Raw genomic sequence first — 24796 nt, 5'->3', positions numbered from 1 at the left:
TCCCGCGGCCTCGCTGTCGCGCCGAGCCGGACAATGCCGTGATTTCGGGCCCGCGGGCGCCGTCGCCGGATGGCGCCATCGGTGCGGCGCCATCGTCGCGGCAGCGTCGTCGCGCCGAGCCGGACAATGCCGTCATTTCGGGCCCGCGGCCGCCGTCACCGGATGGCGCCATCGCTGCGGCGCCATCGTCGCGGCAGCGTCGTCGCGGCAGCGTCGTCGCGCCGAACCAAACAGTTCGGCGGCCGCCGACCACTGGCGACGGCGTCGCGCCCAGCCAAACAGCCCGGCCCGCACCGCCAACCACTCGACGACGGCGTCGCGCCAAACCGTCACGCCTGCCTGCCTGCCGCCGCCCGACGCGAGTGCCACCACGTCTGAAGCAGCAGCACCGGCGCCGAGCTGCCGAAAAGTTCCACAAAGGAGCGATTCAGCCGGATTTTTCGCCTGACGAGGTATAAATCCGACAAGTCGTGGCACGGAGTGCCCGACTTGTCGGATCGACCAGCGCGAGCGTGCATGGGAGAGACAAGACGGCCCCCGGCGGAGTGCCGGGGGCCGTCTCAGAAGAGCTGTATCGGTGGGTCAGTGGCCCGAGTTGATTTCCTCGCGCTCCGACTCGCCGAGCTTGCGCGCCTGCTTGGGCGCCGGGGCCGCCTTCTCGATCGGGTAGAAGAAGCCCTTCACCGTCGGGGCCAGGGCGCCGATGCGGTTCATCTTCTTCGGGACGACCCAGCCCGCGTACTCCAGGCCGTGGCCGGCCTCCTCGCCGTGGCCGTTGGAGGACGGCAGCGGCTGGTGGACCTCGACGAAGCGGCCGTCCGGGAGGCGGCGGATGATGCCCGTCTCCACGCCGTGGGCCAGGACCTCGCGGTCGTGCTGCTGCAGGCCCAGGGCGATGCGGTACGCGACGTAGTACGCCAGCGGGGGCACCACCAGGATGCCGATGCGGCCGGCCCAGGTCATCGCGTTAAGGCTGATGTGGAACTTGTCGGCCAGCACGTCATTGCCGCCCGAGATGAGCAGCACGACGTAGAACGAGATTGCCATGGCGCCGAGCGCGGTGCGGAACGGGTTGTCCCGCGGGCGCTGGAGCAGGTTGTGCACGGCCCGGTCCTTGGTGAACCGCGCCTCGATGAACGGATAGAAGATCGGCAGCATCGTCAGGATGCCCGGTAGCACCACCGTCGGCCAGAAGATCGGCGGGATGGTGTAGCCGTCGCCCCAGCCGAAGAGGTCGAAGCGGATCTCCCACGCGGGGAAGAGGCGGGTCGAGCCGTCGAGGAACATGACGTACCAGTCGGGCTGGCTCGCCGCCGAGACGACCGCGGCCTTGTAGGGGCCGAACAGCCAGATCGGGTTGATCTGGAAGAGGCCGGCGAGGACGGCGATCATGGCGAAGACGACCATGAAGAAGCCGCCGGCCTTGGCCGCGAAGCCGGGGAACATCCGGACGCCGACCACGTTCTCGTTGGTCCGGCCGGGGCCGGGCCACTGGGTGTGCTTCTGCTTCACCAGCAGGCCCATGTGCACGCTGATCAGTGCCAGCAGGGCGCCCGGGATGAGCAGCACGTGGACGATGTACAGCCGATCGAGGATGACCTCACCCGGGAATTCACCGCCGAAGAGTGACGTGGTCACCCAGGTGCCGACGATCGGGATCGACAGCATGATGGCGCTCGCGATGCGCAGGCCGGTGCCGGACAGCGCGTCGTCGGGCAGCGAGTAGCCGGCGAAGCCCTCGAGGAAGCCCATCCAGAACAGCAGCACGCCGACGATCCAGTTGGCCTCGCGCGGCTTGCGGAACGCGCCCGTGAAGAAGACGCGGAACATGTGCACCACGATCGCGGCCATGAACAGCAGCGCCGCCCAGTGGTGCATCTGGCGCATGAACAGGCCGCCGCGGATGTCGAACGAGAGGTTCAGCGCGGTGTTGTACGCCTGCGACATCTCCACGCCGCGCAGCGGGGTGTAGCTGCCGTTGTACACCGTCTCGCGCATCGACGGGTCGAAGAACAGCGCGAGGAAGATGCCGCTGAGCAGCAGCACGATGAACGAGTAGAGGGCGATCTCACCCAGCAGGAAGGACCAGTGGTCGGGGAAGACCTTGTTCAGCAGGCGCCGCAGCGGCGTCGCCGCCTGAAAGCGCTCGTCGAGCGCCCCGGCGGACTTGGCCGGAAGGGCCCGGACATCGATCTTGCGCCGTTTCATGGCCGCTCCCAGAAGGCCGGTCCGATGGCAACCCGGTAATCGGACGTCGCTACGAAGTATCCCTCATCGTCCACCGTGATCGGCAGCTGCGGCAGCGCGCGGCTCGCGGGGCCGAAGACCGGCCGCGCGTTGTCCGTGATCTGGAACTGCGACTGGTGGCAGGGGCACAGCAGGCGGTTGGTCTGCTGCTCGTACAGGCTGGCCGGGCAGCCGGCGTGGGTGCAGATCTTGGAGTACGCCACGAAGTTCTGCCACTGCGAACCCTTGTTCGTCTCCTTCACGTTGCGCAGCGTCTCCTGCGCGTCGCTCTCACGAAGGTGGATGAGCAGGGTCGGCGAGTCGCCGTACTTGTTCGTCGCGCCGCCGGGGATGCCGGGGAAGACGGTGATCTGGCCGCCGACGCTGACGTCGGCCGGGCGGATCGGGGTGCCGTCCTCGTGGGTGAGGCGCACCGGCTTGCCACCGTTGTTCTTCGGGTCCCAGCCCGTGGTGAAGAAGATGTTCTCGCCGTTCTGCGTCGGCGCCTTGATGAGCGAGCCGACCAGCACCGCGCCGGCGACCGCGCCCAGCGGGGCGGCACCAGCCAGGAACGCCAGGCCGACGAACTTGCGGCGCTTGAGGCCGAGTTCGTCACCCATGTTGAGGATGGTCGCCGCGGTGAGCCGCTGCTCGACCGAGTCCGACGGGCCGTCGTGGCGCTCCTGGATCGAGACCTCCTCGGGCAGGAGCTTCTTCGACCAGGTGATGATGCCCAGGCCCAGGGTCAGCAGGGCGAGGCCGAGCGTCGCGCCGAGCACCGGGTTGTAGTACGGGTACAGCTTCTGGTAGGTCTCGTCGCCGTGCCCGTAGCGCCAGGGCCACGCGATGTAGGCGACCACGAACGCCGTGCCCATGAGGCCGGTGAGCAGGAACAGCAGGCCGAGCGCGCGCTCGATGCGCTTCTCCGCCTTCGTTCCCGGCACCGGGAAGCGCGGCGCGTAGTGCACGATCTCGACGCCGTCGCGGCGCGCGCCCTCCTTGACGAGGTCGAAGCGCGTGAGGCTCGAGTCGCTCGCGTCGAACTGCTCCTGCTCCGGAGCGGTGTGGGTGGTCATGACTTCCCTGCAATCCACAGCGTGGCGAACACGAGCGCCGCGATACCGATGAGGAAGATGACGATTCCCTCGGGAACCGGGCCGTAGCGGCCGATGTTCCAGCCACCGGGGTCTGTCTGGTTGTTCTTGTTCAGGTTCTGGATGTACGCGATGATCGCGGCCTTGTCGTCCGGCGACAGCTGGTTGTTGCCGAACACCGGCATGTTCTGCGGGCCGGTCAGCATGGCGCCGTAGATGTCGCGGTTGGTCGAGTGCTCCAGCGACGGGGCGAACTTGCCGGAGGACAGCGCGCCGCCGCCGGTGGAGAACGCGTGGCACGAGGAGCAGTTGACCCGGTACAGCTCGCCGCCGTGGGCGAGGGTCTTCGGGTCGGACTGGGCCTTCTTGACGTCCTCGTTGAGGCTGGCCGCGCTCGGCAGCTGCGGTCCGCCGCCCAACTCCTGGATGTAGGCGCCGATGTCGGCGGCCTGCTCCGGGGTGAACTGCGGCTGCTTGCGCTCGGCCTGGGCCTCCTGGCGGGCCAGGGGCATGCGGCCGGTGTTCACCTGGAACTCGACGGCCGCGGAGCCGACGCCGATCAGGCTCGGGCCGCGGTCCTGCACGCCCTGCGCGTTGGTGCCGTGGCAGGTGATACAGCTGGTCTGGTAGAGCTCCTTGCCGCGCTGCGCCTGTTCGGACAGGACGGGCGTCTCCTCGGCGCGGCCGACGCCGGGTGCGTATGCACTGTAGAGACCGCCGACAATCGTGAGCGCGGCGATCAGACGCACGGCCGCCTCAAGCCGCCGGCGCAGCTTGCCCCGGGCCGCTCGCCGGCTCGGCGGCACCAGCCGGGCAAGCGGCCGCTTGCTCTGCTCTGAAGTCATGGCCTCACCTTTGTCGTCATCACCTATTGAGTTTCAGTAAGTGGCCCTGGATCGACCACGGTTTGTCCTGGGGGGAACAGTCCGGAGCGTGACGCGGCCGGAGACCGTCTACTGCAAGAAGTAGATCATCGCGAACAGCGCGATCCAGACGACGTCGACGAAGTGCCAGTAGTAGGACACGACGATCGCCGCGGTCGCCTGCGCCGGGGTGAACCGGCCCATCGTCGTGCGGATGAGGTAGATGACAAAGGCGATGAGGCCGCCGGTGACGTGCAGGCCGTGGAACCCGGTGGTCAGGTAGAACATCGAGCCGTACCCGTCGCCGTTGATCTTGATGCCCTCGCGGACCAGGTTGGTGTACTCGTTCACCTGCCCCAGCACGAAGGTCAGGCCCATGATGAACGTCAGCGCGAACCAGCGCCGCAGCCCGTGCACGTCACCGCGCTCGGCGCGGAACACGCCGATCTGGCAGGTGATGGACGACAGCACGAGGATGATCGTGAATGTCAGGGCGTAGGGGATCTTCAGCGCCTCGGTGTGCTCCGTCCAGAGCTCCGGCGCGGCGGCGCGGATGGAGAAGTACATCGCGAACAGCGCCGCGAAGAACATCAGTTCGCTGGAGAGCCACACGATCGTCCCGACACTGACCATGTTGGGCCTGGTCAGTGAGTGGATCTGGCTCTTGGCAATCGCTGGGGCCGCAGTCACAGCGTCATTATTGCCCCCGATCATCACCAGCTTTGCGCGGGGTCCACCAGACACGGACGATTCGTGCGGCGGCATAGTCTGGGGACGTGTTCCACGCACTCGTTCTCGCAGGTGAAGGTGAACCCGGTCCCGTCTCGGCCTCGACGCTGCTGGGCTCGTTCCACGTCTCGTGGCTGACGCTGGTGCTGCTCGCCGCGGCCGGGCTCTACCTCGCCGGCGTGGTGAAACTGCGCCGGCGCGGCGACCGCTGGCCGGTCGCGCGCACGGTGTTGTTCCTGGTCCCGGGCCTGGGCTCGATCGCCGCGGTCACGATGAGCGGCATCGAGGAGTACGACACCGCGCTCCTGTCGGTGCACATGATCCAGCACATGATCCTGTCGATGATCGCGCCGATCTTCCTGGCCCTGGGCGCGCCGGTCACGCTCGCGCTGCGCACGCTGCCGGTCCGCGGGCGCAGGTGGCTGTTGGCCGTGGTGCACTCGCGCGCGGCCCGGATCCTCGCATTCCCGCTCGTGGCGTTCGGCTTTTTCGTCGTCACGCCGTTCGTGCTCTATTTCACTGGCCTCTACGGCCTCACGATGCGCCACGAGTGGGTCCACGAGCTCACGCACGCGCACTTCATCGCCGTGGGCTGCCTGTTCTTCTGGCCGCTCGTCGGCCTGGACCCGCTGCCGGGGCGGTGGCCCTACCCGGCCCGCGCGCTGCTGATGTTCCTGTCCACGCCGTTCCACACCGTGCTCGGGCTCACCATCATGCAGAGCAAGACGCTGCTGGGCGGCGACTGGTACCCGTCGCTGCACCTGAGCTGGGCCGACCCGGTCGCCGACCAGGTGACCGCGGGCGGCATCCTGTGGGCCGGCGGCGAGTTCGTCTCGGTGACGATGCTCGCGGTGCTGGTCGTGCAGTGGATGCGACAGTCCGACCGCGAGGCCAAGCGGGTCGACCGCCAGCTGGACCGCGAGGAGCGGCAGCGCCAGGAGGAGGCCGAGTGGTCGGCCCGCACAGGTATAGCGATTACCCCTGACGGTACGATCCCCGAGGCAGACGCCACACGAGGAGCAGCGCGCACATGAGCGAGCACATTGTCCTGCTGTACAGCGACGATTCCGAGGTCCGCGACCGGATGCGGCTGGCCATCGGCACCCGCCCGGCGGCCGACCTGACGGTGAAGTTCGTCGACGCCTCGACGTACGCCGAGGTCGTGAAGCTCGTCGACGACACCGACGTCGACCTGCTGGTCCTCGACGGGGAGGCCACCCCGGGCGGCGGCCTGGGCATCGCGCGGCAGCTCAAGGACGAGATCGTCGACGCGCCCCCCGTCGTGCTGGCGATCGCCCGCGCCGCGGACCGCTGGCTCGCCTCCTACGCGAAGGTCGAGGGCACGATCATGTACCCGCTCGACCCCGTCACCACCGGCGAGACCGTCTCCGCCCTGCTCCGCGCATACCCCGCCATCCGCCGGTAAGTAGGACACCTCTGGAGGCCGCCATGGGCGACCGCACCTGGCCGACGCTGCTCACCGCCCTGCTGCGCGGGGAGGACCTCTCCGCCGAGGACACCGGCTGGGCGATGAGCGAGATCTTCTCCGGCTCGGCCACCCCCGTGCAGACGGCCGCCTTCGTCATCGCGCTGCGCGCGAAGGGCGAGACGCCGGCCGAGGTCGCCGCGTGCGCGGAGACGATGCTCACGCTCGCCACCCGGGTGCCGATCTCCGACGAGGTGCGCAACAGCGCCGTCGACATCGTCGGCACCGGCGGCGACCGGGCCAACACCGTGAACATCTCGACGATGGCCGCGGTGGTGACCGCCGCCGCCGGCGTGCCCGTGGTCAAGCACGGCAACCGCGCCGCGTCCTCGTCGACCGGCGCGGCCGACCTGCTCGAGCGGCTCGGGGTCACCATCGACATGGGCCCGGAGGACGTCGCCCGCTGCGTCGCCGAGGTCGGCATCGGCTTCTGCTTCGCCGCGCGGTTCCACTCGGCCATGCGCCACGCCGGCGTGCCACGCCGCGAGATGGGCGTGCCGACGGTGTTCAACTTCCTCGGCCCGCTGACCAACCCGGCCCAGCCCACGGCGGCCACCATCGGCTGCTTCGACCCGCGCATGGCGCCGGTCGTGGCCGACGTCATGGCCGGGCGCGGCTACTCGGTGCTGGTCGTGCGCGGCGAGGACGGCCTGGACGAGTTCACCACCGCCGCCCCCACGCGGGTCTGGCTGGCCGGCGGCGGCCGGGTCACCGAGGCCGTCATCGACAGCGTCGACCTCGGCCTGCCCCGCTCGGCGCCGGGCGACCTGCGCGGCGGCGAGCCCGAGCACAACGCCGACGTCGCCCGGCGGATGTTCGCCGGCGAAGGCGGCCCGGTGCGCGACGCGGTGCTGCTCAACGCGGCCGCCGCGCTGGCCGCCCGCGAGGGGCTCAGCACCCCGCAGGACCTGCCCGGGCAGCTGCGGGCCGGGCTCGTGCGCGCGGCCGCGGCCGTCGACTCGGGCGCCGCGACCGACCTGCTGGAGCGCTGGACGGCGTTCAAGCCGTCCTGAGGCCGCCAAAACCCCGCATAACCGACAGGGGTACCGCGGCGTTGTTTGGGGCATGGCCGAACTGCCGCGCAACAACCCCAAGAAGGCGCTGGTCTCCGCCCTCGTGGCCGGGGCGCTGACCGTCGGCTTCGCCGGCATGATGGCGAAGTCCTGCGGCGCGCCGGCCAAGCCGCAGGCGGCGCCGGCCAACGAGGCCCTGGAGATGGTCGACGCGCTCGCGTCCCGGCTGGTCCTGGGCCTGGACTCGGACGCGACGCTGCAGTATGCGACCCCCTCCGGCACGATCGTGACCGTCTCGCAGTCCTCGCCGCGCCGGGCGTACCGCAGCGGCACCGTGACGTACATCGCAACCCCCGACGGCACGTACCTCTGCGTCGCCGGTCCGGTCCCCTCGCCCGCGAAGGGGCAGAAGAAGCCCTCCACCGTCCCCGTGACGTGCCGGACGGGCCCGGGGGCGGACACGATGTCCCCCACCGAGGCCAAGAGCATCAGCGAGGCGTTCGGGGGCGAGTTCATGGCCCCGGAGGCGGCGGTGGGGCGCCTGGCCACCATCGCGCAGGGCGACGCCCCGCACGCCGGGGCCTCCAAGCGCGGCGACGCGCAGTGCGTGTCGGTCACCGCGAACGGCATCCGCACCGAGACGGCGTGCGTGAACCCGGCCGGGATGCTCGCCTACTTCCAGGGCACGTCCGACGCGGGCAAGCAGACCGAGCTGATCCTGCAGTACACCACCCCCAGCGTCAGCGACGAGGCCTTCCAGCCCCCGAGGCCGGCCGGCGCCTCGCCGGCGCCGTCGGCGTCCAAGGCCAGGACCGCCACCAAAAAGTGATCTGACACGCGGGCGCACATCCACCGGCGGGCGGGGCGGCGATGGCACGGTGGCGGCATGGAGCTGCACTGCGACACCTGCAAACGGGTGCGGATCTTCGAACAGCCGGCCTGCGCCGACCATCCCCGCGCGACCTGCCCCGACCGGGCCTGCACGGGCTGCGGCGCGGCGATCGTGGTCGCGCCGGTGATCCTGCTCATGGACCGGCGCCCGCGGGTGCTGCTGCGCCGAGCGGCCCGCCGCGCCGCCTGAACCTCCGTTCAGCTACCGGCAAGTACCGCTTGGCGCAGGAAACCGCCGGGCTTCATATAGACGCGAAACAATCCCGCCCATGAAGCTCCGGCGCCTCGTCATTCCCGTCACCGCCCTGCTGATCGCGTTCGGCATCGAAGCGAGCATCGCCACCGACGCCCACGCCGCCGTGCCCACCGACAAGCCGGCCGTCATGGCCACCTGGTCGCAGCCCACCGCGACCAGCTTCAATGCCTGGAACACCGCCCGCCAGCACCAGTCGGCCTGGGCCGCGTACGGCTTCGACTGGACCACCGACTACTGCTCGGACAGCCCGGACCAGCCCCTCGGGTTCGACTTCCGGCTGCCGTGCGAGCGCCACGACTTCGGCTACCGCAACTACAAGGCCATCGGCGCGTTCCCGGCCAACAAGAGCCGCATCGACGACTCGTTCTACTACGACCTGAAGGCCAAGTGCGCGACGTACAACGCCTTCGTGCGCCCAGCCTGCGTCAGCCTGGCGTGGACGTACTACCAGGCCGTGAAGGCCTTCGGCAGCGTCGCGCTGAGCGATGCCGCCCTCGACCACGCGGTGGACCTGCTGGCCAAGGGGCAGGCCGCTCAGGCGCAGGCCCAGCGGGCATGAAAAAGGGGCCCCTTCGCGGGGGCCCCTCCTTCTGGAACGCTTGCTCAGTGCTCGGCGCCGCGCCGGCTGCCGGTGTAGTACTCGAACATCAGCCCGCAGGTCGCGAACAGCACCGAGATCAGGCCGGCCGCCACGAGCCACCACTGGTCGAACGCCAGGCCCAGGCTCGCGATCCCCGCCGAGAGCGCCAGGCCGAAGGGCCAGTAGCTGCCCGGGCTGAAGAAGCCCAGGTCGCCCGCGCCGTCGGCGATCTCGGCGTCCTTGCGGTCCTCCGGGCGCGGCTCGATGCGCCGCGAGATCAGCCACAGCGCGCCGCCGATCATCGACAGCAGCAGGCCGGACAGGATCAGCGCAACGACGCCGATCCACTCGGTGCCGTGGTGGCCGCTCTGCTCGGGCGAGGCGACGCTGGTCCACCAGCCATACAGGCCGGCCATCGCGAACACGAACAGCGCCAGCACGAAAAAGAGACGGTTCTCAGACTTCATCGCCGTTCGCCTCTCAGCTCGCGGACCGCTTGGTGCGGTCGGTGTCGAACGGGTGCGTGGTGGTCGCGTAGCCGCCGTTCGGGAAGCCCATCGAGGCCAGCGCCTCGGGCGTGCTCTTGCCCCCGTTCCGCAGGTCCAGGTACTGCGTGTACTGCTCCGGCGAGACGACGCGCAGCTCGAAGTTCATCATCGAGTGGTACGTCCCGCAGAGCTCGGCGCAGCGACCGACGTATGCACCCTGGGCGTTGTCCTTGAGCTTGATCTCGAAGCGGTTCTCCACGCCGGGGATGACGTCACGCTTGAACAGCACGTCGGGCACCCAGAACGAGTGGATGACGTCCCGCGAGGTCTCCTTGAACTGCACGGTCTTGCCCGCCGGCAGCACCAGGACCGGGATGTAGTCGTCCGAGCCGACCGTCGTGATCGGCTTGCCGTCCGGGCCGGTCTTGTCGCTGTAGACGAACTGCCAGTTCCACTTGGAGGCGATCACCTCGACGCGGACGTCCGGGTTCTTCGAGAGCCGGTCGACGTCGGTCTGGATGATCGCGGTGTAGAAGAACAGCACGGCGATGACCACGAACGGCGCCACCGTGTAAAGAATCTCGAACGGCATGTTGTAGCGCGTCTGCAGCGGCAGCTCCTCGCCCCGCTTCCGGTAGCGCACCACGCACCAGAAGATCAGGCCCCAGACGAACACACCGACGGCGAGCGCCGCGACGACGGACCCGATCCACAGGTCGTACATCCGGTCACCCTGCTCGGTGATGCCCTTCGGCCAGCCGAAGCCGTTGAACGTGTCCCCGACGGAGCAACCGGCGAGCAGGGTCGTCACCCCGACGGCCGAGACGGCGAGCCCGATGGCGCGCGCGGGGCTCAAACCTCTTGAGACCACCTGCTCCTGCCTCCTTAGCAGCGCCGCGTAAGCAATCTTGAAGTAGCTTCGCACGGCAAGCCTCACCAACGCTGGCGAGCGTACTCGACCATGTGCGGTCCGCCCGGCTTGGGGTCGCCGTGTCCGGGTCGCGATACCGTTGCCCGGGTGGGCGTCTACTTGGACTCGGCCACCGCCGCTCCCCCGCATCCCGTTGCCCGGCAAGCGTTTCTGGCCGCCGCCGACGACGGCTGGGCCGACCCCGGCCGCCTCTACACCCCCTCCCGCCGGGCCCGCCACCTGCTCGACGCCGCCCGCGAGTCCACCGCCGGGGTGCTCGGCGTGCGCCCCGACGAGCTGCACTTCACCGCCGGCGGCGGCGACGCGGTCCGCCGGGCCGTGGCCGGCGTGCGCCGCTCCCGCGACCGGCGCCCGGTGGTGCACACCGCGGTGGAGCACTCCAGCGTCATCAAGGCGGCCGGCGCCGACGCGGTGGCCGTGCCGGTCTCCCGCACCGGGGTCGTGGACCTGGAGGCCCTGGACAGGGCGCTGAATTCTCCGGAAGTGGCCCTGGCCGCGGTACAGAGCGCGAATCATGAGGTGGGAAGCCTGCAGCCGGTCGCCGCGGCGGCCGAGGCCTGCGCCGCGGCCGGCGTGCCGCTGCTGGTCGACGCCGCGCAGTCGATCGGCCGCGTGCCCGTGCCCGCCGGCTGGTCGCTGCTGGCCGGCAGCGCCCGCAAGTGGGGCGGCCCGGCCGGCGTCGGCGTGCTCGCGGTCCGCAAGGGCACCCGGTGGGAGTCGCCCTGGGACGAGGCCACCCCGGACGTGCCCGCGGTGGTCGCGGCCGCGGCGGCGCTGCGGGCCGTGGCGGCGGACGCTGCCGCGGAGTCGGTACGCCAGTCCGCGCTCGTCGCCGAGATCCGCCGCACGGTGGCGGCGACCGTGCCCGACGTCGAGGTCGTCGGCGAGCCGGACGAGCGCCTGCCGCACATCGTCACGTTCTCGTGCCTCTACGTCGACGGGGAGGTGCTGCTGCAGGCGCTGGACCGGGCCGGCTTCGCGGTCTCGTCGGGCTCCGCCTGCACGTCGGACACCCTGCGCCCCTCGCACGTCCTGGCCGCGATGGGCGTGCTCACCCACGGCAACGTGCGCGTCTCGCTCCATAGTGGAGTGACCACCGAGGACGTGCAGCGCTTCCTGGCGGTCCTGCCGGGCCTCGTCGCCGACGCGCGCGCGGAGGCCGGACTGTGACAATCGTCATCGACGCGCTCGGCCGGCGCTGCCCGCTGCCGGTGATCATGCTGGCCCGGAAGGCGGCCGAGGAGCCGGCCGGCACCGAGATCGCCGTGCTGGCCGACGACCCGGCGGCCGCCATCGACATCCCGGCCTGGTGCCGCCTGAAGGGCCACACGTTCGTCTCCACCGAGGGCAACCGCCACACCGTGCGCCTTTAGGCGCCCCTGGCCCTGCGCCTTGAGGCGGCCCTGGCCCTGCGCCTTGAGGCGGCCCTGGCCCTGCGCCTTGAGGCGGCCCTGGCCCTGCGCCTTGAGGCGGCCCTGGCCGTGCGGCTTTAGGCGGCCCTGGCCCTGATGCGTTGGATGAGCAGGTAGGCCTCGCAGCCGAGGCAGAGCCCGAAGAACCCGTTGAGGAACGCCGCCACCAGTGCGAACGCGGCGAAGACGACGCCCAGCACGGTGGCGCCGGACAGGTAGCCGGCGACCGTGACGAGCGTGAAGACGAGCCCGACGGCCTGCGCGAAGCGCACCGGCGCCGGGTCCTCCCGCTCGGCCGGCGGCGCCAGGCGGGGCGCCACGAGATAGCGGTAGAGCAGCCCGTACGGCGTCCGGCGCGGGTCATAGGCGCCGATGGCGAAGATCACGCCCTGGGCCAGCGCGAGCCAGCCGCTCCCGGTCAGCAGTACGACCACGAAGACCGCGGTGGTGATGACCGCGGCGAACCGCGGCCCGCGCGGGTCCAGCCCGTTTACGCTGGTCATGAGGCCAGGACCTCCGTCACGGTGCGGCGCAGCTCGGCGCGGTCGGGCACGCCGACGGTGCGGCGGGCGACCCGCCCCCGCCGGTCGACGACGAGCAGGGTGGGCAGACGCCAGATGTCGAGCCTCCGCACGGCGTCGAGGTGGGCGTCGGCGTCGACCTCGACGTGCCGCACCCCCGGCACGTCGCCGGCCAGGTCGGCGCAGACGGCCCGGACCTGCTTGCAGGGCGCGCAGGTGGCGGAGGTGAAGTGCAGCAGGACGACACCGTCCGGCTCGTCGGCGGGCAGCAGGCCGGCCGGCAGCTCCCCTTCGGATGCGCGGAGGCGCCCGTAGCGGGCTCGGTAGATGAGCCCGGCCACCGTCGCCAGGCCCAACACCGCCACGACCACGTATGTCACGGCGGCCACGATACTCCCAACCCTATTAACTCGATAGGGATTGTGATCCGGCTCGGCTCGTCAAACGTTCGGATCCGGAAATGTCCGCCACTTCGTGACGGACATTTCGGATTTTTCGGTTATGCGCGGGTTAGCGATGCGGCGGGGCGCGACCAGCGACCGCCGTCACGCGACCCCGACCGGCGCTGGACGCGGCCGGCCACGGCGCGCGATGCGGGTTTGCGGCGGCGGCCCGATCCCGGCCGCGGCCGCCGTCAGCCGCGGCGCTCGCCATCACGCCACTCTCTGAGCCAGCCAGCCAGGCCGCCGCCCACCGGGGCCGCCGTCAGCCGCGGCGCCCACCATCACGCCGCGGACACGGCCCGACCTGCGCCGACCTCAGCGCGGCGGCCACGATCACGCCGCGGCACGGCCCGGCCGGGCCGCCGGGGCTGCCGTCAGCCGCGGCGCCCACCGTCACGCCACGGACAGGGCCCGACCTGGGCCGATGCAGCGCGGCGATCACGATCACGCCGCGGCAGGGCCCGGCCAGGGACGCCGTCACCGTCACGGCGCGGCCTGAGGACGGCCAAGGCGCTGGCGGCCGCGGCGCAGACCATCGCGCCGCGGCGGTCAGTGTGGAGCCGGGGCGACCGGCGTCAGGCGGGGAGGTAGGCGCGGATCTCGTCGGCCGCGGTGTCGCCGTAGGTGTCGGCGAAGCGCTTGGTGAACTCGTCGCGCTGGATGGAGTACTCCTGCGGGCCGACCGTCTCGAGCACCAGCGCGGCGACCGTGCAGCCGACCTGGGCGGCCCGCTCCAGGCTGAGGCCCCACGACAGGGCGGCGAAGAAGCCGGAGCGGAAGCCGTCGCCGACGCCGGTCGGGTCGACCGTCTGCACGCCGCGGATCGCCGGGACGCGGATCTCGGCGTCGAGCGAGCGGCTGCGGATGAGCACGCCGTCCTTGCCGAGCGTGGTGATCACGATGCCGACCTTGTCCAGCAGGTCCTCGGTGGTGAGGCCCGTCTTGGACTCGAGCAGTTCCTTCTCGTACTCGTTGGTGAGCAGGTACGCGGCGTCGTCGACGAGCTTGCGGATCTCCGCGCCGGGCATGATGGCCAGCTGCTGGGAGATGTCGGCGGCGAAGGCGATGCCCAGCTCGCGGCACTCCTCGGTGTGCCGGAGCATGCCCACCGGGTCGTTGGCGCCGATGATGACGAGGTCGAGGCCGTCGACGCGCTTGCCGACCGGGGAGAGCTCGATGTTGCGCGCCTCGGACATCGCGCCGGCGTAGAACGACGCGATCTGGTTCATGTCGTCGTCGGTGGTGCACACGAAGCGGGCGGTGTGGGCGACCTCGCTGACGTAGATCGAGTCGCAGTCCACGCCGTGGCGCACGAGCCAGCTGCGGTAGTCCTCGAAGTCCGCGCCGACCGCGCCGACGAGGATCGGGCGCAGGCCGAGCAGGCCCATCCCGAACGCGATGTTGGCGGCGATCCCGCCGCGCCGGACCGTGAGGTCGTCGACGAGGAACGACAGCGACACCTTGTGCAACTGATCGGCCAGGAACTGCTCCGCGAAGCGGCCCGGGAAGTGCATCAGATGGTCGGTCGCGATCGAGCCGGTAACGGCGATCTTCATAGGAGAACCTCGATGGATCGGGCGGTCGGTGGATTCGAGCCTGGACAGCCTACCGCCCGCGTCTCGATCCGTCCTCAAACGCGAACCGGCCGCCCAACTGCAGGTTTGGGCGGCCGGTTCGTTTGGATCGGGACGATCAGACGATCGAATGGATCAGTGGAAGGAGTCGCCGCAGGCGCAGGAGCCCTGGGCGTTGGGGTTGTCGATGGTGAACCCCTGGGCGTCGATACGGTCGGCGAAGTCGATCGTCGCGCCGGTGAGGTAGGGCACGCTCATGCGGTCCACGACGACCTCGAAGCCGTCATAGGTGCTGACCTTGTCCCCGTCGAGCGAGCGCTCGTCGAAGAAGAGCTGGTAGCGCAGGCCCGAGCAGCCGCCGGGCTGCACCGCGACGCGAAGCCGCAGGTCGTCCCGGCCCTCCTGCTCGAGCAGGCCCTTCACCTTGAGAGCGGCATCCGCGGTGAGGCCGATGCCGGCCGGGTTATCCGTCTGAACGGGCTCGGCAAGCTGCGAAGCGGTCACGATCAAAGCTCCCTGCGGTGATGTCTACGGTTCCTCGGATTGCAACGCCGCAGCGCCCGAGGCCATTCCCTCTCATAGTGACACGGTTTCTGCTAGCGGCTCCACTGGCGGGCCAGCCGTTGTCCGAGTTCACGCAGGCCGTCGGCCGGGCGCGCCATCGCCGTGGCGACGCTGCCGAAGTGCTCGACCAGGGAATGTGCCTCGGTCACGCCGATAGAAGCGGCCTCGCGCCGGCCCGCGTCGACCCGGCCGGCGAGCACCACGCAGGGCACGCCCAGATCACGTGCGGCGTTCGCCACACCCGCCACGACCTTCCCCCGCAGCGACTGCTCGTCGAAGGAGCCCTCGCCGGTCACGACCAGGGCGGCCCGGTCCAGCTCGTCGTCGAGGCGGGTGAGCCGCCGGACGAGGCCGATGCCCGACTCGACCCGGCCGCCGAGCGCCAGGATCGCCGCGCCCAGGCCGCCGGCCGCGCCCGCGCCGGGCAGTGCAGCGAGGTTGGCGGGGGCCGTCGGGAGCGTCTGCAGTACCTCGGCGAAGCGGGACAGTGCCCCGTCGAGCAGGAACACGTCTTCCCTGGTCGCGCCCTTCTGCGGGCCGAAGACGGCGCTCGCGCCGTGTATGCCGAGCAGCGGGCTGTCGACGTCGGTGGCCGCGACCAGGGCCGCCTCGCGCAGGCGGGGCTCGCCGCCGAGCGCGGCACAGCCGGAGAGGGCCGCTCCCCCGTACGGCAGCGCGTACCCGCCCTCGGACAGCGGCGCGGCGCCGAGCGCGGCGAGCAGCCCGGCGCCGCCGTCGTTCGTGGCGCTGCCGCCGAGGCCGATGACGACCTCCCGGGCGCCGGCCTCGAGCGCGGCGAGCACCAGCGGGCCGAGCCCGAAGGTCGTGGTGTGCTTCGGATCACGTTCGGCCTCGGCCAGCAGGTGCAGGCCGCACGCCTCGGCGCTCTCGACGTACGCGGTCCGGCCGTCGAGCAGCACGTGCCCCTCGACCGGCCGGCCCAGCGGGCCGGTGGTCGGCACCGCGAAGCGCTCGGCCCCCGGCAGCGCCGCGGCCAGCACCTCGACGAAGCCGGGCCCGCCGTCGGACAGCGGCCGCAGGACGAGCTCGTCGGCGGGCTTTTCGGCCAGCCAGCCGGCGGCGAACGCCTCGGCCGCGGCGACCGCCGGGATCGTGCCGGCGAACTTGTCCGGGCACACGAGCACGCGCATCCGGCCATTGTGCACGTCACAGTTCCGGGGGTGACGTGGCGTGGGACGATCGCTGTGTGACCTGGGCTGAACCTTCGTCGACCGCCACCGCGCTGCTGCTGCTGGGCCGCGGCACCGACCCCGACACCGAAAAGGGCGTCGAGTGCCCCGGCGATCTGCCCGCCCCGAGCGACCCCGACCTGGTCGAGCGCGCCCGCGCCGCCAAGGCCGCGCTCGGCGACCGCGTCTTCGTGCTGGGCCACCACTACCAGCGCGACGAGGTGATCCAGTTCGCCGACGTGACCGGCGACTCCTTCAAGCTCGCCCGCGAGGCCGCCGCCCGGCCCGAGGCCGAGTTCATCGTCTTCTGCGGCGTGCACTTCATGGCCGAGAGCGCCGACATCCTCACCTCCGACGCGCAGCGGGTCGTGCTGCCCGACCTCGCCGCCGGCTGCTCGATGGCCGACATGGCCGTCCTCTCGCAGGTCGAGAAGGCCTGGGAGCGCTTCACCGAGCTCGGCATCGCCGGCGACGTCGTCCCGGTGACCTACATGAACTCCTCCGCCGACATCAAGGGGTTCGTGGGGCGCAACGAGGGCGTGGTGTGCACCTCGTCCAACGCCGAGACGGCACTGCGGTGGTCCTACGAGCAGGGCAGCAAGGTGTTCTTCCTGCCCGACCAGCACCTCGGGCGCAACACCGCCGTGCTCAAGCTCGGCATGCAGCTGTCCGACTGCGTGCTGTACGACCCCCACAAGCCCGGCGGCGGGCTGACCGACGAGCAGCTGCGCGACGCCCGGATGATCCTCTGGCGGGGCCACTGCTCGGTGCACGGCCGCTTCTCGCTCGACGCGGTGGAGGACGTGCGCGCCCGGGTGCCCGGGGTCAACGTGCTGGTCCACCCGGAATGCCGCCACGAGGTGGTCACCGCCGCCGATCATGTGGGCTCCACGGAGTACATCATCCGCATGATCGAAGCGGCGCCGGCCGGCTCGGCCTGGGCGGTCGGCACGGAGCTCAACCTGGTCCGCCGGCTGGCTCTCGCGCATCCCGACAAGCAGATCATGTTCCTGGAGCGCAACGTCTGCTACTGCTCGACGATGAACCGCATCGACCTGCCCCACCTGGTGTGGGCGCTCGAGGAGCTCGTCGCCGGCCGCGTGCCCAACCAGATCACGGTCGATCCGGACACCGCGCACTACGCGCGGGTCGCGCTCGACCGGATGCTCGCGCTGCCGTAACCCGCGCCGTTTGACGGAGGCGCCCGCACACCGTGCGGGCGCCTCCGTTGCGCATAGGCCGCGGTCACCCTCTGTGGTGATCTCTGTCCAAGTCCCGTCTTCGTGCCAGGGCTGACGTGCGGCCGACTTTTGCATGCAGTAGATGTGGATATGCTGCGCGGGCGACGCGGTACGGATTTCGCGATCTCGTCACCCTGTGTCAGCGACATGCTTCTTTACGATCCTGCCTGCAGGAGGGGTTCCGTGACCAACTACGACGCCGGTGACGTCCTCACCGTGCACGGCGGCACGCCGCTCAACGGCGAGCTCCGTGTGCGCGGTGCCAAGAACCTCGTCTCCAAGGCGATGGTGGCCGCCGTGCTCGGTGAGACCCCGAGCCGGCTGTACGACGTCCCCGCGATCCGCGACGTCGAGGTGGTCACCGGCCTGCTTGAGCTGCACGGCGTGAAGGTCACGCGGGGCGAGCTCGACGGCGAGCTCATCTTCGACCCGTCCAACGTCGAGTCGGCCAACGTCGACGAGATCAACGTCCACGCCGGCTCCAGCCGCATCCCGATCCTCTTCTGCGGCCCGCTGCTGCACCGCCTCGGCCACGCGTTCATTCCGGACCTCGGCGGCTGCAACATCGGCGGCCGGCCCATCGACTTCCACATCCAGGCCCTGCGCGAGTTCGGCGCCGTGGTGGACAAGTCCGAGAAGGGCATGGACATCACCGCGCCCGACGGGCTGCACGGCGCGAAGCTCGAGCTGCCGTACCCGTCGGTGGGTGCCACCGAGCAGATCCTGCTGACCGCGGTGCGCGCCGAGGGCGTCACCGAGCTGCGCAACGCGGCCGTCGAGCCCGAGATCATCGACCTCATCTGCGTGCTGCAGAAGATGGGCGCGATCATCAAGGTCCACACCGACCGCGTGATCGAGATCCAGGGCGTGCCGCGGCTGACCGGGTACAACCACCGCCCGATCCCGGACCGCATCGAGGCGGCCAGCTGGGGCGCGGCGGCGCTGGCGACCCGCGGCGACGTGTTCGTGCGCGGCGCCCGCCAGGCCGACATGATGACCTTCCTCAACCTGTTCACCTCGGTCGGCGGCGCCTTCGAGATCGACGACGCGCCCGGCACCGGCGGCATCCGCTTCTGGCACCCGGGCGGCGAGCTCAAGGCCGTGGCCATGGAGACCGACGTGCACCCCGGCTTCATGACCGACTGGCAGCAGCCGATGGTCGTGGCGCTGACCCAGGCCCGGGGGCTGTCGATCGTGCACGAGACGGTGTACGAGCGGCGGCTGGGCTACACGGCGGCGCTGAACCAGATGGGCGCGACGATCCAGACCTACCGCGAGTGCCTGGGCGGGACGCCGTGCCGCTTCGGCCGGCGCAACTTCATGCACTCGGCGGTCATCGCCGGCCCGTCGAAGCTGCACGCGGCCGACCTGGTGATCCCCGACCTGCGGGCCGGCTTCAGCCACCTGATCGCCGCGCTGGCGGCGGAGGGAACCTCCCGGGTGTACGGCGTGAAGCTCATCCAGCGCGGCTACGAGGACTTCGAGGGCAAGCTCAACGCCCTCGGCGCCCACGTCGAGCTGGGCTGAAACTCCTGAGGGGCCGCCGGGTGGTTCGAGCGGCCCCGGGGGTGGTTTTGAGGAAAAGCGGCTGAGAGGTGGCCGACGCTGCTGTTAACACGCGGCGTCGGCTAACCTTCGTGTCGTGCCGTCGCTGTTTCGTCGTAAGTCAGAAGAGCCCGCCGCCTCGGTCGAGGCCCCCGAGCCCGAGCCCGCGGCCGCCACGAAGGGCTACACGCCCAGCAAGCGCGACCTCGGCCAGACGACCCCGAAGCGGGTCATCGCGGGCCGCCGGATCGCCGAGCCGCCCGCGGCCGACCGCCGCGAGGCCGCCAAGCGCCTGCGCGAGAAGCAGCGGCAGGAGCGCCTCGAGGCGCGCGAGGGCATGGCCAACGGCGAGGAGCGCTTCCTGCTCGCCCGCGACAAGGGCCCCGTGCGCAAGCTCGTGCGCGACATCGTGGACTCCCGCCGGACCATCGGCACGTGGTTTTTCGGCACCACGTTCCTGATCATGATCCTGGGCCTCTTCGGCGGCAACCGGGCCCTCAACACGGCCGTCTACCAGGCCGCCAACGCCCTGTTCCTGCTCATGGTCGTGGCGACGCTGATCGACAGCTACATGATCTCCCGGACGGTCAAGCGCCTGGTCAAGGAGCGGTTCCCCAACGCGCCGGACAAGATGAGCTCGCTGTACCTGTACGCGACCATGCGCGCGATCTCGTTCCGCTTCATCCGCAACCCGAAACCGCAGGTGAAGCCGGGTCAGAAGATCTGATCCCCGACTCCGCCGCCGCGACGGGTCCCCGGCCGCCCGAGACGGGCCTTCCGGACACGTTTCGGCGGCGGCGGTGGCGGTGGAGGGGCTCCAAGCCTTACCCTCCCTTCGCGACCGGACCACGATGTTTCACCGGTAGGCGCGTGGCGGGCGCCGGTGCGTGATTTGGTGCCGGAGTGTGGCGAGGAGAGCGAAGCTGTGAGCGACGAGTACCCGGGAGAAGAGCCGGGAACCGCCGCGCCCACCTGGGCGGCCGTGCCGACCGTGCCGTGGGGCCGAGTACCGGAACAGCGACGCGACGAGGCCGACCGGCGCCCCCGGCCCCAGCGCGGCCAGGGCCCTGACCAGGGCGGATACGACCAGCCCGGCTACGAGGGCCACCCCGGCCCCGACCGCGGCGGCTACGACCAGCCGCCTGGCCGTCCGCCACAACCCGGCCGCCCCGACCAGGGCCCGCGACCCGGCCCGCAGGCCCGCGGGCGCGACTACGCTGAGCAACCGGATCGCCGCGGATACGACGACCGACGCGGATACGACGACCGCGGACGGGACGACCGGCGTGGATACGACGACCGCGGCTACGACGAGCGACGCGGATACGACGACCGGCGCGGATACGACGACCGTGGGCGCGACGACCGGCGCGGCTATGACGACCGTGGGCGGGACGACCGGCGCGGGTACGACGAGCGCGGGTATGACGACCGGCGCGGATACGACGACCGCGGGCGGGACGACCGGCGCGGGTACGACGACCGCCGTGGCCACGACGGGCCCCGCGGGTACGACGACCGGCGGGGTTACGGGCATGACGACCGGGCCGGCTACGGCGACCGCCGGGGGCCCGAGCAGGGCGGTCAGGGGCGGCCGCAGGGCAACGCGTACGGGCGGCCGCGCAGCCGGGCCCTGGACGAGCCGACGGACGAGGTGCCGCGGGTCCGGCGCAGCAGCCCGGACCATCCGCGCGGCAACCCACAGGGCGGTCCCCCGCGGCCGGTCCGCTCGTCGGGCCGGGCCGCCGTCGGATCGCGGCCGGACCAGGATGCCGGACATCCCGGACAGCCGGGACGGCCGGGACAAAACGCGCAGCCGGGCCAGCACGGGCCGGGCGACCGCGCGGGCGGTGGCGTCTACGGCGCCCCGCGCAACGCGCCGGTCAGCGGCGCCCCGGTCAGCTCGGCCCCTCTGAGCAACGCACCCGTCAGCAGCGGCCCGTTGAGCAACGCGCCCGTCAGTTCCGGCCCACTGAGCAACGCCCCGGTGAGCAGCGGGCCGATCGGTGGGGGGAACGAGGAGTTCGAGCTGCTCGGCAACGCGCCGGTGAGCTCGGTCCCGGTGAGTTCCGCACCGGTCAGTTCCGGGCCGCTGGGGGCCGCGCCGATCGCACAACAGCCGGTTCCAGCCGAGCCGGTCCACCATCGCGCGGCCGAGCCGCCCCGCCACCACGCCGCCGAGCCAGCCCACCACCACGCGGTCGAGACGCCGCGCAACGCGCCGGTGAGTGCGGCGCCCGTGAGCGGCGTGCCGGTGTCCGGCGTGCCCGTCTCCGGCGCGGCCGCGCCCGGCGGCCCGGGGCCGAGCGGGCCCGACGAGGCGGGCGCCGGTGCGGCGCCGGCCGGGTCCGAGCCGGGGCCCGCCGGGCCGGGGATCCGGGTCGAGTTCGTCGAGGTGGCCGACGCGCCCCCGCCGCCGGCCGTGGCGTCCGGGAACACCATGGGGGCCTACCGGTCGGCGCAGCTGACCGGGGCCGGGGTGGACGGGCTGCAGGCGACCGGGTACCTGCCGATCGTGCGGCCGGGGGCCGAAGGGTTCCCGCCCGAGCTCGCCGCCATCGCGCCGACCTCGCCGCCGGGGCCGCGCGCCGAGCCGGCCGCGCCGGGGCCGGACCCCGAGCAGGTGCTGGCGTCGTTCGTGTGGCGCTTCGACCCCGAGACGCTGCGCGAGCAGATCGAGGGCGACGAGGTCACGCAGCTCACCGACATCCGCGACCAGCTGACCGGGAAGCTCAACGGGGTCGCCGACAACCCGACGCGGGCGCGGCTGCTCAGCCTGCGGGCCGTGGTGTCGCGCATCCTCGGGGACCTGCCGAAGGCGTTCGCCGACGCGAAGCTCGCGCTCGCCCACGCCGAGGCGACCGGGGAGCTGCGGCGCATCTCGATCGCGCAGGCGCGGCTGGCGCACGTGCTGCAGTGGCGGGAGGAGTTCGAGGAGGCCGACCGGCTGTTCACGCTGGCCAACTCCTCCGAGCTGCCGGACCGGCTGCGGGCCACGATGCACCAGCACGCCGGCAAGTGCGCCTACGACCAGGGCCGCTACATGGAGGCCTGCAACCACTTCGAGCGGGCCCTCGACCTGCGCAAGGAGGAGGACCCGGAGCTCATCGCGCAGACCGAGCTCGCGCTCGACGCGGTGTTCCGGCGGGTCGCCGAGAAGGGGTGGGGGCCCTACCCGCGGTCGCGGGAGGAGATCCTCAAGATCCGCAAGGCGCCGGCGCCGGCCTTCGACGAGCAGACCTCCAGGTGGGGGTACATCGAGTCCGACGGCAACTTCGTCATCGGGCCCGGGTACCTCGACGTGCAGCCGTTCCGCGACGGCGTCGCCTGGGTGCACCGGCAGGGCGCGCAGAACTGGGAGCTCATCGACGACACCGGGCGGGTCCTCATCGAGCCGGCGCAGGGGTACATCGGCGTCGGCAGCTTCTCCGACGGCGTGGCGTGGGTCTCGCGCGACGGCACCACCCGCTGGATCGCGATCGACAAGAACAACACCGTGCTCATCTCGACCGGCTACGACGACGTCCGGCCGTTCCGCCGGGGCGTGGCCGCGGTGCGCCGCGGGCCGCACTGGGGCGCGGTCGACGGGGTCGGGCGGGTCGTGGTCCAGTTCCAGTACGACGGCTTCGCCACCTCGCTGCTCGACGGCCGCTACATCGACGGCTTCAGCGACGAGGGCCTCGCCGTGGTGTCGCTGGACGGGCGCAAGGGCGTCGTGGACCGCTCGGGGCGCGTGGTCGTGCCCCCGATCCACCACACGATCATGATCCACCCGGTCGCGTTCCTGTTCGTCGACGACGCCCAGCGGTGGGGCGCGCTCGACCGGCGCGGCCGCACGATCATCCAGCCGGCCTTCTCCAGCCGGACGGGCGTCACGGACGAGATCGACCGGCTGCTGGCCGACACCCGCCCGGTGATGTAGCAAGCGCCCGGCATAGGGTCGTGACATGGAGTTTCGACACCTCGGCCGTTCCGGCTTGCTCGTCAGCGAGATCTCGTACGGCAACTGGATCACTCACGGCTCCCAGGTCGAGGCGGAGCAGGCCACCGCTTGTGTGCACGCCGCGCTCGACCTCGGCATCACAACCTTCGACACCGCCGACGTCTACGCGGGCACGCGCGCCGAGGTGGTGCTCGGCGACGCGCTGAAGGGCCAGAACCGCGACGGCCTGGAGATCTTCACGAAGGTCTTCTGGCGCACCGGTCCCGGCCGCAACGACAGCGGCCTGTCGCGCAAGCACATCATGAAGTCGATCGACGGGTCGCTGCGCCGGCTGCAGACCGACCACGTCGACCTGTACCAGGCCCACCGCTACGACCACCACACGCCGCTCGAGGAGACCATGCAGGCGTTCGCCGACGTGGTGCGGGCCGGCAAGGCGCTGTACATCGGCGTCTCGGAGTGGCGCGCCGAGGAGCTGCGCGCGGCCGCGAAGCTCGCCAAGGAGCTGCACATCCAGCTGGTGTCCAACCAGCCGCAGTACTCGGCGCTGTACCGCGTGATCGAGGCCGAGGTCGTGCCGGCCAGCGAGGAGCTCGGCATCGGCCAGATCGTGTGGTCGCCGCTGGCCCAGGGCGTGCTCACCGGGAAGTACAAGCCGGGTCAGCCGCCGCCGGCGGGCTCCCGGGCGACGGATCAGAAGTCGGGCGCCAACTTCATCGCCCGGCTGATGGGCAATGACGTGCTTGAGGCGGTACAACAGCTGCGTCCGCTGGCCGAGCAGGCCGGGCTGTCGATGGCGCAGCTCGGGGTGGCCTGGGTGCTGCAGAACCCGAACGTCTCGTCGGCGATCGTCGGGGCGACCCGGCCCGAGCAGCTCGAGGACAACGTCAAGGCGTCCGGGATCACGCTGGACGCGGAGCTGCTCAAGCGGATCGACGAGGTGCTCGAGCCGGTCGTCCAGCGGGACCCCGCGCTCACGCAGAGCCCCGCCGACCGCCCGTAGGCTAGAAGCCTGACGTGCGCCAGAACTGGAAGTAGCTGAACCCGTCGGAGGCCTGGCCGGTCGGCAGGCCGATCAGGTCTCCGATGGTGTACACCACGGAGAAGAACCAGCCGTTGATCCGCGGCGAGAAGAGCAGCGCGATGAGGATCAGCATGCCGAACGGCGCCACGTGGTTGAAGCCGCGCTTCCACTCCGGCGACAGCCACGGGTAGACGAGGTTGCCGCCGTCGACGCCCGGCATCGGCACGAAGTTGAGCACGCTGGCCGTGAGCTGCAGGAACGCCATGAAGGCCAGGGCCGCCCAGAACGGGTAGTTGCCGCCGCTGTCCAGGCCCAGCGTGAACGGCAGCGTCAGCAGGATCGCCAGCGCCAGGTTGGCCGCCGGCCCGGCGAAGCTCACCAGGCTGTCCATGAACCGGCTGCGGATCGCGGCGTGGTTGACCCAGACCGCGCCGCCGGGCAGGCCGATGCCGCCGATGAGGACGAACAGCAGCGGCAGGACGATCGACAGCAGCGGGTGCGTGTACTTGAGCGGGTTGAGCGTCAGGTACCCGCGGTGTGCGACGTCGTCGTCGCCGCCCTTGAAGGCGGTCAGCGCGTGCGAGTACTCGTGCAGGCAGAGCGAGACCGTCCAGCCCGCGGCGACGAACAGGAACACGTTGAACCGGTCGCTGCCGTACCCCAGATAGAGCATCGCGCCGCTGACGACCAGCAGCGCGAGGAGCCCCAGGAAGAGCATGCTGGGGCGGAACGCCTCCCGCGGCAGCCGGCCGACCCGGCTGCCGTAGCGCCCGTAGGACATC

Annotated in this window: 28 protein-coding genes; 13 read left to right on the top strand and 15 right to left on the bottom strand. The window is 71.2% G+C overall.

The window, feature by feature from the left end; genetic code table 11:
* Positions 1-132: 132 nt before the first annotated feature.
* The 5 genes from ACQEVU_RS03255 to ctaE all read right to left on the bottom strand — a co-directional run bounded on the left by ACQEVU_RS03255 (position 133) and on the right by ctaE (position 4873).
* The gene (locus ACQEVU_RS03255) at positions 133-372 is read right to left on the bottom strand and encodes a hypothetical protein (protein ID WP_433320298.1); all 240 of its coding nucleotides are present in this window, start codon (positions 370-372) and stop codon (positions 133-135) included.
* 210 nt (positions 373-582) lie between these two features.
* Entirely contained in the window at positions 583-2208 is a 1626-nt protein-coding gene (qcrB, locus tag ACQEVU_RS03250; protein WP_433320295.1) for a cytochrome bc1 complex cytochrome b subunit, read from the bottom strand.
* Complete coding sequence (gene qcrA, locus ACQEVU_RS03245) at positions 2205-3302, bottom strand: cytochrome bc1 complex Rieske iron-sulfur subunit (protein ID WP_433320292.1); 1098 nt, start codon at positions 3300-3302, stop codon at positions 2205-2207. The genes qcrB and qcrA overlap by 4 nt, the downstream gene beginning before the upstream one ends.
* Complete coding sequence (qcrC, locus tag ACQEVU_RS03240; protein WP_433320289.1) at positions 3299-4165, bottom strand: cytochrome bc1 complex diheme cytochrome c subunit; 867 nt, start codon at positions 4163-4165, stop codon at positions 3299-3301. Before qcrC ends, qcrA begins: the two co-directional genes overlap by 4 nt.
* A gap of 108 nt (positions 4166-4273) precedes the next feature.
* Positions 4274-4873: an aa3-type cytochrome oxidase subunit III gene (gene ctaE / locus ACQEVU_RS03235; RefSeq protein WP_433320286.1), complete on the bottom strand. Its 600-nt coding sequence runs from the start codon at positions 4871-4873 to the stop codon at positions 4274-4276.
* Between the two features lie 86 nt (positions 4874-4959).
* On the opposite strand from ctaE, the gene ACQEVU_RS03230 reads away from it, so the two are divergent.
* The 6 genes from ACQEVU_RS03230 to ACQEVU_RS03205 all read left to right on the top strand — a co-directional run bounded on the left by ACQEVU_RS03230 (position 4960) and on the right by ACQEVU_RS03205 (position 9117).
* Positions 4960-5946: a cytochrome c oxidase assembly protein gene (locus ACQEVU_RS03230; protein ID WP_433320283.1), complete on the top strand. Its 987-nt coding sequence runs from the start codon at positions 4960-4962 to the stop codon at positions 5944-5946.
* Positions 5943-6338: a hypothetical protein gene (locus ACQEVU_RS03225; protein ID WP_433320280.1), complete on the top strand. Its 396-nt coding sequence runs from the start codon at positions 5943-5945 to the stop codon at positions 6336-6338. Before ACQEVU_RS03230 ends, ACQEVU_RS03225 begins: the two co-directional genes overlap by 4 nt.
* Positions 6339-6361: 23 nt before the next feature.
* Complete coding sequence (trpD, locus tag ACQEVU_RS03220) at positions 6362-7411, top strand: anthranilate phosphoribosyltransferase (RefSeq protein WP_433320277.1); 1050 nt, start codon at positions 6362-6364, stop codon at positions 7409-7411.
* A gap of 52 nt (positions 7412-7463) precedes the next feature.
* On the top strand, positions 7464-8240 hold the full coding sequence (locus ACQEVU_RS03215) for a hypothetical protein (protein ID WP_433320274.1): 777 nt from the start codon (positions 7464-7466) through the stop codon (positions 8238-8240).
* 57 nt (positions 8241-8297) lie between these two features.
* A complete protein-coding gene (locus ACQEVU_RS03210; RefSeq protein WP_433320271.1) occupies positions 8298-8492 on the top strand; it encodes a hypothetical protein in 195 nt (64 codons plus the stop codon).
* A gap of 79 nt (positions 8493-8571) precedes the next feature.
* Positions 8572-9117 carry a phospholipase gene (locus ACQEVU_RS03205; protein WP_433320268.1) on the top strand — a complete coding sequence of 182 codons (546 nt, stop codon included), beginning with the start codon at positions 8572-8574 and terminating at the stop codon, positions 9115-9117.
* Between the two features lie 44 nt (positions 9118-9161).
* Here the strand turns inward: ACQEVU_RS03205 and ACQEVU_RS03200 are convergent, their stop codons facing one another.
* Together ACQEVU_RS03200 and ctaC are read right to left on the bottom strand one after the other, a co-directional pair.
* The gene (locus ACQEVU_RS03200; RefSeq protein ID WP_433320265.1) at positions 9162-9605 is read right to left on the bottom strand and encodes a cytochrome c oxidase subunit 4; all 444 of its coding nucleotides are present in this window, start codon (positions 9603-9605) and stop codon (positions 9162-9164) included.
* A 13-nt stretch (positions 9606-9618) separates the two neighbouring features.
* Positions 9619-10497: an aa3-type cytochrome oxidase subunit II gene (gene ctaC / locus ACQEVU_RS03195; protein WP_433320262.1), complete on the bottom strand. Its 879-nt coding sequence runs from the start codon at positions 10495-10497 to the stop codon at positions 9619-9621.
* A gap of 147 nt (positions 10498-10644) precedes the next feature.
* Here ctaC and ACQEVU_RS03190 point away from each other — a divergent pair, with 147 nt between their 5' ends.
* A complete protein-coding gene (locus ACQEVU_RS03190) occupies positions 10645-11727 on the top strand; it encodes a cysteine desulfurase family protein (RefSeq protein WP_433320259.1) in 1083 nt (360 codons plus the stop codon).
* Positions 11724-11930: a sulfurtransferase TusA family protein gene (locus ACQEVU_RS03185; protein WP_433320256.1), complete on the top strand. Its 207-nt coding sequence runs from the start codon at positions 11724-11726 to the stop codon at positions 11928-11930. Before ACQEVU_RS03190 ends, ACQEVU_RS03185 begins: the two co-directional genes overlap by 4 nt.
* A 116-nt stretch (positions 11931-12046) precedes the next feature.
* Here the strand turns inward: ACQEVU_RS03185 and ACQEVU_RS03180 are convergent, their stop codons facing one another.
* From ACQEVU_RS03180 to ACQEVU_RS03160, 5 genes are all read right to left on the bottom strand, one after another.
* The gene (locus ACQEVU_RS03180) at positions 12047-12472 is read right to left on the bottom strand and encodes a DUF4395 domain-containing protein (RefSeq protein ID WP_433320253.1); all 426 of its coding nucleotides are present in this window, start codon (positions 12470-12472) and stop codon (positions 12047-12049) included.
* Complete coding sequence (locus ACQEVU_RS03175) at positions 12469-12870, bottom strand: thioredoxin family protein (protein ID WP_433320250.1); 402 nt, start codon at positions 12868-12870, stop codon at positions 12469-12471. The genes ACQEVU_RS03180 and ACQEVU_RS03175 overlap by 4 nt, the downstream gene beginning before the upstream one ends.
* A gap of 638 nt (positions 12871-13508) precedes the next feature.
* Entirely contained in the window at positions 13509-14489 is a 981-nt protein-coding gene (locus ACQEVU_RS03170) for a carbohydrate kinase family protein (RefSeq protein ID WP_433320247.1), read from the bottom strand.
* A 153-nt stretch (positions 14490-14642) separates the two neighbouring features.
* Entirely contained in the window at positions 14643-15011 is a 369-nt protein-coding gene (locus ACQEVU_RS03165; RefSeq protein WP_392812907.1) for a HesB/IscA family protein, read from the bottom strand.
* Positions 15012-15103: 92 nt separating this feature from the next.
* The gene (locus tag ACQEVU_RS03160) at positions 15104-16222 is read right to left on the bottom strand and encodes a glycerate kinase family protein (RefSeq protein WP_433320244.1); all 1119 of its coding nucleotides are present in this window, start codon (positions 16220-16222) and stop codon (positions 15104-15106) included.
* 56 nt (positions 16223-16278) lie between these two features.
* Here ACQEVU_RS03160 and nadA point away from each other — a divergent pair, with 56 nt between their 5' ends.
* The 3 genes from nadA (at position 16279) to ACQEVU_RS03145 (ending at position 19774) form a co-directional block, all read left to right on the top strand.
* Positions 16279-17442, top strand: coding sequence for a quinolinate synthase NadA (nadA, locus tag ACQEVU_RS03155; protein ID WP_433320241.1), 1164 nt, complete (start codon positions 16279-16281; stop codon positions 17440-17442).
* A 243-nt stretch (positions 17443-17685) separates the two neighbouring features.
* Positions 17686-19029 carry a UDP-N-acetylglucosamine 1-carboxyvinyltransferase gene (murA, locus tag ACQEVU_RS03150; RefSeq protein WP_433320238.1) on the top strand — a complete coding sequence of 448 codons (1344 nt, stop codon included), beginning with the start codon at positions 17686-17688 and terminating at the stop codon, positions 19027-19029.
* Between the two features lie 115 nt (positions 19030-19144).
* Positions 19145-19774 (top strand): DUF3043 domain-containing protein, encoded by a 630-nt coding sequence (locus ACQEVU_RS03145; protein ID WP_433320235.1) that lies wholly within the window; start codon positions 19145-19147, stop codon positions 19772-19774.
* 129 nt (positions 19775-19903) lie between these two features.
* Here the strand turns inward: ACQEVU_RS03145 and ACQEVU_RS03140 are convergent, their stop codons facing one another.
* Both ACQEVU_RS03140 and ACQEVU_RS03135 read right to left on the bottom strand, forming a co-directional pair.
* A complete protein-coding gene (locus ACQEVU_RS03140; protein ID WP_433320232.1) occupies positions 19904-20734 on the bottom strand; it encodes a hypothetical protein in 831 nt (276 codons plus the stop codon).
* A gap of 170 nt (positions 20735-20904) precedes the next feature.
* A complete protein-coding gene (locus tag ACQEVU_RS03135) occupies positions 20905-21489 on the bottom strand; it encodes a pentapeptide repeat-containing protein (RefSeq protein ID WP_433320229.1) in 585 nt (194 codons plus the stop codon).
* Between ACQEVU_RS03135 and ACQEVU_RS03130 the strand changes: the two genes are divergently transcribed.
* Both ACQEVU_RS03130 and ACQEVU_RS03125 read left to right on the top strand, forming a co-directional pair.
* Entirely contained in the window at positions 21488-22969 is a 1482-nt protein-coding gene (locus tag ACQEVU_RS03130) for a WG repeat-containing protein (RefSeq protein ID WP_433320226.1), read from the top strand. The two genes, ACQEVU_RS03135 and ACQEVU_RS03130, sit on opposite strands and share 2 nt — an antisense overlap.
* Positions 22970-22994: 25 nt before the next feature.
* Positions 22995-23993, top strand: coding sequence for an aldo/keto reductase family protein (locus ACQEVU_RS03125; protein ID WP_433320223.1), 999 nt, complete (start codon positions 22995-22997; stop codon positions 23991-23993).
* A 1-nt stretch (position 23994) separates the two neighbouring features.
* Here ACQEVU_RS03125 and ACQEVU_RS03120 read toward each other — a convergent pair whose 3' ends face one another.
* On the bottom strand, positions 23995-24795 hold the full coding sequence (locus ACQEVU_RS03120) for a site-2 protease family protein (protein WP_433320220.1): 801 nt from the start codon (positions 24793-24795) through the stop codon (positions 23995-23997).
* Between the last annotated feature and the right edge of the window lies 1 nt (position 24796).

Source organism: Dactylosporangium sp. CA-139066, from assembly GCF_050936175.1.
GTDB lineage: Bacteria > Actinomycetota > Actinomycetes > Mycobacteriales > Micromonosporaceae > Dactylosporangium.
This window is presented reverse-complemented; position numbering and strand designations above follow the sequence as displayed.